Origin of the sequence: Phaeobacter sp. HF9A, assembly GCF_011806385.1 — a bacterium.
Lineage (GTDB): Bacteria > Pseudomonadota > Alphaproteobacteria > Rhodobacterales > Rhodobacteraceae > Epibacterium.
This window is the reverse complement of sequence record NZ_JAATOX010000038.1, coordinates 20,815-32,351: the sequence shown is the minus strand read 5'-3', so window position 1 is coordinate 32,351 and position 11,537 is coordinate 20,815. Positions and strand designations below refer to the sequence as shown.

General features: G+C 60.7%; 9 protein-coding genes and 1 pseudogene. 5 read left to right on the top strand and 5 right to left on the bottom strand.

The features are described from left to right. The 3 genes and pseudogenes from HCZ87_RS09155 to HCZ87_RS09145 all read right to left on the bottom strand — a co-directional run. Window positions 1-296: pseudogene (locus HCZ87_RS09155) on the bottom strand (aspartate/glutamate racemase family protein); the annotation flags it as partial. A 29-nt stretch (window positions 297-325) separates the two neighbouring features. After that, window positions 326-1,204 (bottom strand): lysophospholipid acyltransferase family protein, encoded by an 879-nt coding sequence (locus HCZ87_RS09150; RefSeq protein ID WP_167643449.1) that lies wholly within the window; start codon window positions 1,202-1,204, stop codon window positions 326-328. Between the two features lie 121 nt (window positions 1,205-1,325). Continuing rightward, entirely contained in the window at window positions 1,326-4,763 is a 3,438-nt protein-coding gene (locus tag HCZ87_RS09145; RefSeq protein ID WP_368484108.1) for an indolepyruvate ferredoxin oxidoreductase family protein, read from the bottom strand. 150 nt (window positions 4,764-4,913) lie between these two features. Between HCZ87_RS09145 and HCZ87_RS09140 the strand changes: the two genes are divergently transcribed. From HCZ87_RS09140 to grxD, 5 genes are all read left to right on the top strand, one after another. After that, on the top strand, window positions 4,914-5,819 hold the full coding sequence (locus tag HCZ87_RS09140) for a LysR family transcriptional regulator (RefSeq protein WP_167643447.1): 906 nt from the start codon (window positions 4,914-4,916) through the stop codon (window positions 5,817-5,819). A gap of 461 nt (window positions 5,820-6,280) precedes the next feature. Beyond that, the gene (gene purL, locus HCZ87_RS09135; RefSeq protein ID WP_167643446.1) at window positions 6,281-8,440 is read left to right on the top strand and encodes a phosphoribosylformylglycinamidine synthase subunit PurL; all 2,160 of its coding nucleotides are present in this window, start codon (window positions 6,281-6,283) and stop codon (window positions 8,438-8,440) included. 10 nt (window positions 8,441-8,450) lie between these two features. Then, a complete protein-coding gene (locus HCZ87_RS09130; protein WP_167643445.1) occupies window positions 8,451-8,981 on the top strand; it encodes a hypothetical protein in 531 nt (176 codons plus the stop codon). Between the two features lie 81 nt (window positions 8,982-9,062). After that, window positions 9,063-9,299: a BolA/IbaG family iron-sulfur metabolism protein gene (locus HCZ87_RS09125; protein ID WP_167643444.1), complete on the top strand. Its 237-nt coding sequence runs from the start codon at window positions 9,063-9,065 to the stop codon at window positions 9,297-9,299. A 58-nt stretch (window positions 9,300-9,357) separates the two neighbouring features. Next, window positions 9,358-9,720, top strand: a complete 363-nt coding sequence (gene grxD / locus HCZ87_RS09120) for a Grx4 family monothiol glutaredoxin (RefSeq protein WP_167643443.1) — start codon at window positions 9,358-9,360, stop codon at window positions 9,718-9,720. Between the two features lie 96 nt (window positions 9,721-9,816). Here grxD and HCZ87_RS09115 read toward each other — a convergent pair whose 3' ends face one another. Both HCZ87_RS09115 and HCZ87_RS09110 read right to left on the bottom strand, forming a co-directional pair. Then, a complete protein-coding gene (locus tag HCZ87_RS09115) occupies window positions 9,817-10,308 on the bottom strand; it encodes a cell division protein ZapA (protein WP_167643442.1) in 492 nt (163 codons plus the stop codon). Continuing rightward, on the bottom strand, window positions 10,308-11,219 hold the full coding sequence (locus HCZ87_RS09110) for a hypothetical protein (protein WP_167643441.1): 912 nt from the start codon (window positions 11,217-11,219) through the stop codon (window positions 10,308-10,310). The genes HCZ87_RS09115 and HCZ87_RS09110 overlap by 1 nt, the downstream gene beginning before the upstream one ends. Window positions 11,220-11,537: the final 318 nt, after the last annotated feature.

Sequence of the window (11,537 nt, the reverse complement as noted above, 5' to 3'; positions counted from 1 at the left end):
AGCGGCACAAAGACGCCGAGCACCCGCTTGCCCTCGGGCACGCCGGCTTCTTGCATGCGCCGCAGGGCCGCGGCGGAGGCGGTGTTACAGGCTAGAATCACCAGATTGCAGCCCCGATCCCACATGTCATGCACCGCCGCGCTGGTCAGCTGGAACACATCCTCGGCGTCGCGCACGCCATAAGGGGCATGGGCGTTATCGCCGTAATAGAGGAAATCCACATCCGGCAGGCGCTTTTGCGCCGCGTTCAATACGGTCAAACCGCCAAGGCCGGAATCAAAAATACCAACTGCCATGTTACACTGCCTTGATACGCGAGGCCCGGTCAGGCCCGGTGCTTTTCTTCAAACTCAAACCCGTAGTCATAGGATTTGAGCGGGGTTGGAGACAGCTCATACGTCGCTTTGCGCAGGAAATCCATCATTGCTTTGCTGTCCTTGGCCAATGGGTCCAGAACATCACGCCCGATCGGCGCGCCGATCGCAACCTTTACCGGCGTATCGACACGTTTTCTGAACTCCTTGATCAGCAGCCCCATACGCAGGGTGACATGCAGATGCGAGGCGATCTGAAACAGGCGCGAGGTATGGCCGTCGAAATAAAGCGGCACCACCACCGCATCGGATTTCGCCACCATACGCGCGGTGAAGCTGCGCCAGCCCGGGTCCATCGGCTGGGCAAAGGGTTTGACAGCGGTCGAAACGGTCCCGCCCGGAAAAATCCCGATGGCGCCGCCTTGCCCCAGATACTCCAGCGCCGTGCGCCTGGTGTCGAGATTGGTCTTCATCGCCTCTTTGCTGGCCTCAAAAGAGATCGGCAGGATCACCTTGTTGAGATCCTCAGCCTTGCGAAACACCTGATGCGCCAGAATGCGGAAATCGCCGCGGCTGCGCGCCAGGATATGCCCCATCATCAGCCCATCAAGAATCCCATAGGGGTGATTTGCAATCAGGATCAGAGGCTTGTCGCGCGGAATGGCGTCAAGACTGCCGCTCACCACATCCAGCGTCAGCCCATAGCGTTCGGTCATCACCTCCCAGAAACTGCGCCCCGATGCGACCTCGGCGTCATAGCCCTTGGCCCGTTTGATCAGCCGCAGCCGACCGGTGGAATTTTCCATCAGGCGGATCATGATGCGCCCGGGGCGCGTCTCTGCCGAATGCGAATAGGAAATATCACGTGCAATATGACGCCGATTGGTCATGTGGGTCTGGTCTCCGCAAAGACGATAGTGTTCCGCCCGCGCCCCGCTGAGGGAACGCGAACGGTCGGGCAAGTAGTTTGCCCGAATTTCGTAACACAGTCGTAACGCCCGCAGAAGTACCCTATTCGGCGGCAGTCTTGAGCGGCGCGCGGCCTTGTTTCAACGCCGCCAGCAGCTCTTCGCGTCGTTTTGCGGCCGCCTGTTCGCTTTGCAGCTTCACCGGACCAAACCCCCGGATCTGGAGCGGCAGCTCTGCCAGCGCGACCAGCGCATCCCTGTCCACCTCGGCGGCCTTTGGCAGCCAGTCGCGCATGTCGCGTTCATATTGCTTGATCAGCGCGCGCTCCATCCGGCGCTCGGCGCTATAGCCGAAGACGTCCAAGGGGGTGCCGCGCAGGGATTTCATCCGCGCCAGCAGCCGGAACAGCCGCTCGGTGCCGGGGCCGAACCTGCGTTTTCTGGGCCGGCCATTGGCGTCCTTGCCACCCAGGATCGGCGGCGCGAGATTGTAGGAGATCTTGAGATCCCCGGAGAATTCCGCCTCCGCCTTTTCGCGCGAACTGAGCAGCAGCCGCGCGACCTCATATTCATCCTTATAGCTCAGAAGCTTGTGATAGCCCTTTGCCACCGCCTCTTTCAGCCGTGGGTCCGTGATCTCCTCCAGCATCCGCGTATAGCGTTTTGCCAGACGCGCACCCTGATAGGCGATCAGATGATCCTGGCGATAGGCGATCTTGTCATCCAGCGTCTTGGGCAGGGCAACCACCGTGGGCGCCCGCAGCTTGGCCACCTCCTGCGGATAGAGCATCGCCCACCGTCCAATTTCAAAGGCGCGCAGGTTTTTCTCCACCGCAGTGCCATTGAGGGTGATCGCCTGACGGATCGCCTCCAACGATACCGGGATCAGCCCACGCTGCCAACTCGCGCCGAAGATCATCATGTTGGAGAAAATCGAATCCCCGAGGCTGATCCGCGCCAGCTCGGAGGCATCAAAGAGATCCACGCGATCCCGCAGGCGTGCTTGAAGCGCGACCTCTAACCGGTCGCTGGGAATGGAGAAATCCGCATTGCGGGTGAAGTCCCCGGTGATGATCTCATGGCTGTTGACCACCGCGCCGGTCTTGCCGGTCGCGGTCAGGCCGAGCGTCTTGGCCCCAGCGCTGACCACGAGATCGCCGCCAATCAGCGCATCGGCCTCGCCGGTGGCGACTCGAATGGCGCTGATGTCTTCGGGGGCCTCGGCGATGCGGCAATGGATATGCACCGCGCCGCCCTTTTGTGCGAGGCCGGCCATCTCCATCATGCCCGCGCCCTTGCCGTCGATCTGCGCCGCCTGCGCCAGCACCGCGCCAATGGTCACGACCCCGGTGCCGCCGACGCCTGTGATCACAACGTTATGGGTGCCGTTGATCCCGGGCAGTTCCGGCTCTGGCAGATCCGGCAGCTCGAGGCTGGTGGTCGCCTCCTTGCGGATCGTGGCGCCCTCAATGCTGAGGAACGACGGGCAAAACCCGTTCAGACAAGAGAAATCCTTGTTGCAGCTGGATTGGTCGATCGCCCGCTTGCGGCCCAGCTCGGTCTCTTTGGGCACGATGGAGATACAGTTGGACTGCACGCCGCAATCGCCGCAGCCTTCGCAGACATCGGTGTTGATAAAGGCGCGCATGTCGGGGTCCGGGAATTGCCCCTTCTTGCGCCGCCGCCGTTTTTCCGCCGCGCAGGTCTGGATGTAGATGATCGCCGAGACCCCCTCGACCGTCTCAAACTCCCGCTGAACGGTCATCAGCTCGGCGCGCTCATGCAGGCGCATGCCTTTGGGAAACAGGGCCGCGTCGACGTCTTCCTTTTCGTCATAAACCACGGCGAGTGTTTTTACGCCCATCGCCACCAGCTCATGCGCGATCTGATGGGCGGAAAGCCCCCCTTCGGCCTGCTGGCCACCGGTCATCGCCACCGCGTCATTATAGAGGATCTTGTAGGTGATATTGGTGCCCGCCGCCAGCGCCGCACGGATCGCCATCACCCCGGAGTGGTTGTAAGTTCCGTCGCCAAGGTTTTGAAAAACATGATTTCTGTTGGAAAACGGCGCCTCGCCGATCCAATTGGCCCCTTCGCCACCCATATGGGTAAAGCCGACGGTCTCGCGGTCCATCCACTGCACCATGAAATGGCAGCCGATGCCCGCATAGGCGCGCGAGCCTTCGGGCAATTTGGTCGAGGAATTATGCGGGCAACCCGAGCAGAAATAAGGCAGCCGCGCCGCGATCTCTTCGGCGTTGTCGGCGCGTCTGGCCTCTTCCAGCTGCGCGATTCCGGCCCGAATAGCCTCGGTATCGCGGCCCTCTTCAATCAGGATGGCGCCCAACTTTTCAGCAATCATGATCGGGTCGAGCGCATATTTGGTCGGGAACAGCTCCTCGCGATGCAGCGTGCCCGCGCCGCCCTTGTACCAGCCATAGACCCGGCGGCCCCGGCGGTCATCAAAGATCGCTTCCTTGATCTGGATCTCGATCAGCTTGCGCTTTTCCTCGACCACCACGATCAGGTCGAGCCCCTCGGCCCAGTCGTGAAAGCCCTTGATATCCATCGGCCAGGTCTGCCCCACCTTATAGGTCGTGATGCCCAGCCGTTCGGCCATGGTCTCATTGATATTCAAAAGGCTTAGCGCGTGAACCAGATCCAGCCAATTCTTGCCCGCCGCAACAAAACCGATCTTTGCGCCGGGTTTGCCCCAAACGCGCTTGTCCATCTTGTTGGCATGGCTGAAGGCCTCGGCGGCGAAGCGTTTATAGTCGATAATGCGGTCTTCCTGGCGGAAGCGGTCATCGTCCAGGCGGATGTTCAACCCATCCGGTGGCATGTCGAATTCCGGCGCGACCAGCTGCATCCGGTTGGGATCGCCATCAACGACCGAGGTCACCTCGATGGTATCCTTCATCGTTTTCAGGCCGACCCAAAGGCCGGAAAAGCGTGATAACGCATAGCCATAGACGCCATAGTCAAGAATTTCCTGCACCCCGGCCGGGCTCAGGATCGGCAGGTAGCAATCCAGCAAGGACCATTCCGACTGGTGTAGCACGGTGGAGCTTTCGCCGGTGTGATCGTCGCCCATTGCCACCAGCACGCCACCATGTTTGGAACTGCCCGCCATATTGGCATGACGCAGCGCATCACCCGAACGATCCACCCCCGGCCCCTTGCCGTACCAGAGGCCAAAGACGCCGTCATATTTGCCCTCGTTGCGCACCTCGGCCTGCTGCGCGCCCCAGATGGCGGTCACCGCGAGATCCTCGTTCAACCCGTATTGAAAGGTGACATCCGAAGCGCCAAGCAGCTTTTCCGCCCGTTTCATCTGGATATCGACCGCCCCCAAAGGCGAGCCCCGGTAGCCTGTCACCAGGCCCGCGGTGTTCAGGCCAGCCGCTTTGTCGCGGGCTTTCTGCATCAGCATCAAACGCACCAGCGCCTGGGTGCCATTCAAAAGAATGGGCGACTTTTCAAGGTCGTAACGATCATTGAGCGAAATTTTCTGCGTGCTCATCCGGGCCTCCTCAACCACGACTTGCGTGCATATTGGATCCAATATTAGGTCATAATTACTGACCTGTATAGGCGTTTTACAAAGAATTCGCACCAAACCGCTGTAAGGTTTGAAACTTGTCATCCTTTTCATGTAGTTTGGTCAAAAGAGGCAGAAAGAGTAAAAACAATGGATTGGGACAAACTACGGATCTTTCACGCGGTGGCGGACGCCGGCAGCCTGACCCATGCGGGCGACCGGCTGAATCTCTCGCAATCCGCGGTCTCCCGTCAGATCCGCGGGTTGGAAGAGAGCCTGGATGCAACCCTGTTCCACCGGCATGCGCGCGGCTTGATCCTGACCGAACAGGGTGAGCTGCTCTTTGATGCAACGAAGACCATGGCAAAACGCCTGGAAACCGCCTCCGCCCGCATTCGCGACAGCGAAGAAGGCGTGTTTGGCGAGCTGCGCGTGACCACCACCACTGGCTTCGGCACCCTCTGGCTGGCGCCGCGGCTGGCCAAACTCTATGAGCAATTTCCCAATCTCAAGATCGACCTGATGCTGGAAGAGCGGGTGCTCGATCTTCCCATGCGAGAAGCAGACGTAGCGATCCGCATGAAGGAACCAAGCCAGGCCGATCTGATCCGCAAGCGGCTGATGTCGGTGCAGATGCGGCTCTATGCGTCGCGCGGCTATGTGGATCGGTGCGGCTGGCCGGAAAACATCGAAGAGATTTGTGATCACAGGCTGATTTGCCAGAGCTTGCGTTCTGCCCAGGTCGGTTCGGCGGCTGCCCTCGTGCAGAAACTGATGACTCACAATCCCAAGTCGCTTTTGACGGTGAACAACTATTTTGGGGTCTTGCAGGCAGTGCTTCAGGATCTCGGTATCGGCGTCCTGCCCGACTACCTCACCGAGGATTTCCCGGACCTGGTGCCGATCCTTCCCAATGAGGACACCAACGACGTGCCGGTCTACCTCGCCTATCCCGAAGAGCTGCGCCATTCCCAGCGCGTTTCCGCCTTCCGGGACTTTGTTCAGAACGAGATCATCCTGCACCGTAAGCAGTTGAAAGCACTCGGAAAACTGTAACCTCAGCGGGGAGCTCCGCACGGCTCCCCAAAAGCTATGCGCCAGGTGCATATCGGGTTTGAAATTAATGTCGTGTAAAACACTTGCGAGGCGGCGGCGGGCACCCTAAATGCCTTCTCATGAAGACGGCAAACGCCGCGCTTCATACCTCCCTGTTGGACTTCGGCCGAGCTTAGTGCTCGGCCTTTTTTTTGGCCTATCGCGTCGGCTCGCCTCGATGGCGCATCGCCTGTTCTTGTTTTTTCGGAAAATCTTGCCTGCTGCCAAGAAAAATGCAGCTCAAACGACGTTTTTCTTCCGAAATCGCCGTCTCGCTTCGGATATTGAGCAATACGCGTGGCAATGCACAATATTTTGGCGTTTGGCATATCTGCGGAGCTGTGCATCAAGCCTCTTTCCCCGCTCCCGGCCATGCTCTAAAAGGCCGACAACATGAAGCGACCGGGGGGCCATCTAGCGCCATGCAGGAACCAGCCATTACGCCTGAAGTGATCGGAAACCACGGGTTGAAGCCCGACGAATACGATCAGATCCTGGAGATCATCGGCCGAGAGCCGACATTCACCGAGCTTGGCATCTTTTCCGCCATGTGGAACGAGCATTGTTCCTACAAGTCGTCGAAGAAATGGCTGCGTGGTCTGCCGACCTCTGGCCCGCAGGTGATTTGCGGCCCCGGTGAGAACGCCGGCATCGTCGATATCGGCGATGGCGATGCGGTGGTCTTCAAAATGGAAAGCCACAACCACCCCTCTTATATCGAACCCTACCAAGGCGCGGCCACCGGCGTCGGCGGCATCCTGCGCGATGTCTTCACCATGGGCGCGCGTCCGATTGCCTCGATGAACTCGCTGTCCTTTGGCGAGCCGAGCCATCACAAGACCCGACAGCTGGTCAATGGCGTGGTCGAAGGCGTCGGCGGCTATGGCAACTGCTTTGGCGTGCCCTGCGTCGGCGGCGAGGTCCGCTTTGATCCCGCCTATAACGGCAATTGCCTGGTCAACGCCTTCGCCGCTGGCCTGGCAAAGACCGATGCGATCTTCTATTCTGCCGCCTCTGGTGTGGGCATGCCGGTGGTCTACCTCGGCGCCAAGACCGGGCGCGACGGGGTTGGCGGGGCCACCATGGCGTCCGCCGAATTTGACGACACCATCGAGGAAAAACGCCCCACTGTGCAGGTTGGCGACCCGTTCACCGAAAAACGCCTGATGGAAGCCACGCTGGAACTGATGCAGACCGGCGCGGTGATCTCGATCCAGGACATGGGCGCGGCGGGTCTGACCTGTTCGGCCGTGGAAATGGGCGATAAGGGCGGGCTTGGCGTCAAGCTGAACCTCGAAGACGTGCCGCAGCGCGAAGAGAATATGACCGCATATGAAATGATGCTGTCGGAATCCCAGGAACGCATGCTGATGGTGCTGAAGCCGGAGCTGGAAGCCGAAGCCAAGGCCGTGTTCGAGAAATGGGACCTCGATTTCGCCATCGTCGGCGAAACCATCGCCGAGGACCGCTTCCTGATTCTGCACAATGGCGAGGTCAAAGCCGACCTGCCGCTGTCCAAGCTCTCCTCCTCGGCACCGGAATACGACCGCCCCTGGGTCGAAACCCCTCCCGCCGAAGAGCTGACCGACGTGCCCAATATCGACCCGATCGACGGGCTGAAGGCGTTGATCTCTTCGCCCAATTACGCTGGCAAGCAATGGGTCTATGAGCAATATGACACCACCGTGATGGGCGACACCACGCGCCGCCCCGGTCTGGGTGGCGGCATGGTGCGGGTGCATGGCAGCAATAAAAAGCTGGCCTTCACCTCGGATGTGACCCCGCGTTACGTCAAGGCGAACCCCTTTGAAGGCGGCAAACAGGCCGTCGCCGAGGCCTATCGCAACCTGACTGCCGTGGGCGCCAAGCCCCTGGCGACAACCGATAACCTGAACTTCGGCAACCCCGAAAAGCCCGAGATCATGGGCCAGTTCGTCTGCGCGCTCAAAGGCATCGGCGAAGCGGTCTCTGCGCTGGATATGCCGATCGTGTCCGGCAACGTGTCGCTCTATAACGAGACCGACGGACAGGGCATCCTGCCCACACCGACCATCGGTGCCGTGGGTCTGGTCGCCGCCGATGAGGAGCCGATCCTGGGCGAGGCCCGCGACGGTCACGTTCTGCTGCTGGTTGGCGAAACCATCGGGCATCTGGGCCAATCGGCGCTGCTGCATGAGGTCTTCAACCGCACCGATGGCGATGCGCCTGCGGTGGATCTGGCGGCCGAGAAGCGCAACGGCGAGTTTATCCGGGCCAACCGCGAGCTCATCAAGGCCTGCACCGACCTCAGCGATGGTGGTCTGATCCTGGCCGCCTTTGAGATGGCCGAGACCGCCGGTGTTGGCGTGCAACTCGACGTTGCCGACACGCCGACGCTGTTTGGCGAGGATCAGGCGCGCTATCTGGTGGCCTGCAACTTTGACCAGGCCGAAGCGCTGATGTCGGCGGCTGCGCAGGCGGGCGTGCCGCTCAGCTCGGTTGGCCGTTTCACCGGTGACAGCGTCAAGATCGGCAGCTCCGAGGCGCCGCTGGACGAGCTGAGCGAGATCTTCCGCAGCAGCTTTGCCGCCGCCGTCGCCTAAGGCTTCAATCATGGGCTGGACCCCAATCCTGCCGGATCTGGCCCATGACTGCTCGCGTTGTGCCGCCCTGTGCTGTGTCGCCTATCCTTTTGAAAAGGATGTTGGATTTGGCATCAACAAGGCGGTCGACACCCCCTGCCCCAAACTCTCGGCGGGCCATGCGTGCACGATCCACCGCGATCTCATCGACAAGGGGTTTTCCGGCTGCGTGGCCTATTCCTGCGCCGGTGCGGGACAGCGCGTTACGCAGGAGCTGTTTGATGGCGAAAGCTGGCGCGAGGATCCCGACCTTCTGCATCACATGACCGATGCGCTGCGAATCCTGCGCCCGATCCACGAGGCCCTGTTGATCCTCTGCGAAGCGCGCGCCATTGCGATGCCCGACAGCCTGCGCCAGCACTGCGAGGCGCTGATTGCCGCGCTTTGCCCCGAAGCTGCCAGCTCGATCTGGGATTTCACCGAACCCGAGGTGCAGGAGGCGCTCGCCGAGGTGCCCGAGTTCATCCCGCAACTGGCCCCCTATGTGCAGAGGCCCCGCTGAGGCAACGGATTTGCTAATCCTGCTTGCAGCCCCCCGGTCACAGCCCTACATTTTGCACAAACAGGTATAAGGACGCAACGCATGCCCATGCAGGCCCATGAAATCGAAGCCCTCCTGCGCGAAACTTTCCCCGACGCCGAGATCCAGGTCGGCGGCAGCGATGGGGTCCATATGTCCGCCATGGTGGTGGACGAGAGCTTTCGCGGCAAGAACCGCGTGCAACAACAACGTGCCGTCTATGCCGCGCTCAAAGGCAAGATGGACGGCCCTGACGGTGATCTGCACGCCCTAGCGTTGACCACCAAGGCGCCGGAATAACACCCAATTTTGGTGAGCTTCCCCACCAAATCCAGACAGATGAGACAAAGGACCGGACATGAGCGACGCTAAAACACGCATCGACGAGACCGTAAAAGCCAATGACGTGGTGCTTTACATGAAAGGCACCAAGGACATGCCGCAATGTGGGTTTTCCTCCCGCGTGGCTGGCGTGCTGAATTACATCGGTGTTGATTACACCGACGTCAACGTGCTGGCGGATGAGGAAATCCGCTCCGGCATCAAGGAATACTCCGACTGGCCGACCATCCCGCAGCTCTACATCAAGGGCGAATTTGTCGGTGGCTGCGACATCATCACCGAGATGACCCTGTCGGGCGAGCTGGACGGTATGTTCGAACAAAACGGCATCAGCTTTGACAAAGCTGCCGCAGACAAGATCCGCGAAGCCAACGCCTGATCGCGGCAAGCTCGCACCCCAAAGACAGGAAACCCCGCCAAACCAGATGGTTGGCGGGGTTTCTTATATCACGTGATGGCGCACGGTCGTGTGAAATCAGACCTCTTCGGCGGGCTCCGGCGTCTCTTCTGGGGCGCCTTCTTCGGCTGCGTCATCCTCGTCGGGCGCGGCTTTTGCCTCGATCTCGCTCGCGAGCGCCTCGGCCTGGGCGGCGAGTGCGGTCAGCGTGTCGGCCACTTGCGGCGGCACCACGGGCACCTCGACCTGCACCGGTTCCGGCGGCGGCGCGCTGCGCAGCTCTTCCAGCTCGGCGATTTTTTCGGCAAGCTCTGCTTCCTTTGCCACGAGCTTCTCTTCCATCGCGGCTTCGACCTCTTTGATGCGGTCCTCGACGGCGGCGGTCTTATCCGCCAGCATCAGCCCCGCCATCAACAGCATGCGCGCCTCGGGCATGCGCCCGATCTGATCCGAGAGCACCTGCGCTTCTTCGTCCAGCATGCCTGCCGCCATATGCAGAAAGCTCTGTTCGCCTTCCTGGCAGGACACCACAAAATCGCGGCCTCCGATGTGAATGGTCACTTCCGGCATCAGGCTTCTTCTCCTTCCGGCAAATTGGGGGCAGTGGCGAGCAGCGGCTCCAGCCGGGCGAGAACGGCATTGACCTCGGCCTGATCGGTGGCGCGCGCGGCTTTCAGCCCCTCGACTTCGGCCTCAAGGCCACTGTTGATCAGCGCCGGATCGCCAAGCGCCTGGGCATTTGCGGCCCGCAGCGCGGCGTTGGATTCACGCAGCTGATCATTGCTGGCGCGCAGGCCCTGCAATTCGCCGTCCAGCTCGCTCAGGCGCAGGTCCAGCTCGGCGCTGACACCCTCGTCACCCGGTATCTGCCCGGCCTCAGCCATGGATTCGGCGGCTTCAACACGAGCCAGAAGTTGTTGATTTTCCGCGCGAAGTGCCTCCAGCTCCGCCGCGTGATCAGAACTGTCGGGCGCTGCGCTCGGCGCGCTGTCCTGATGGGCCGATGCGAGCTCTTCCAACTGTGCCTGAAGCTGTTCGCTCTGTGCCGTCATTTCGCTCAGATCATCTTCGAGCTTCTCGCGTTCGCTCGCGGCCTGGTTTCGCGCCACTTCCAGCTCTTGTTTGAGCCGGGTCACTTCGGCCTTCAGCGCCTCGGCCTCGACGGAGTTTCCGGCCTCGTTGCGCAACAGCTCCAATTCCGCGTGCAGCGCAATGAGATCATCGGCGCCATCGACGGCGGCGACCTTCTTTTCCATGTCTTCGAGGCGGCCATGCAGCAGCTTCAGCCGCTCGCGCAGCTGTTCATTGGCCATTTTTTCGTCATCGAGGTCGGCCAGAAGCTCGGCATGCTTTTGCATGTCCAGATCTTCCAGCGTCGGCACCGGCTGGCTGGCGTGTTTTTCTTCCAACGCCGCAACACCGCCCCCGATGCGCGCCAGCGCAGTCTGGATGCGACCCTGCAATTCTTCTAACTGCTCCATGCGTTCCTCTTCGCCTCGTCCGGTTCAGCATGCGCGGGCGGGCCTGTACCCTGCCCCTGGCGCATCTCCGGTCTTTTGCCGTAACTCCTTCGTGTGCCCTGAAAAGATCCGCCTCCGCCCAACGGGTGCAGACCGCGAATCAATATCGGAACACGCAGCTTAATGCAGCTTATCTCATGATCTGGTAAAACACCCCCCTCATTGCTTTCAAGCACTTGCGCGCGGAGGCTCGCGCAAAACCCTGTAAAATAAGCCCTGGGCGCTTGATCTTTGGTTCTTAGCTGCTATCCAGCCACAAAGCCCGAGAACCCAAAGAGG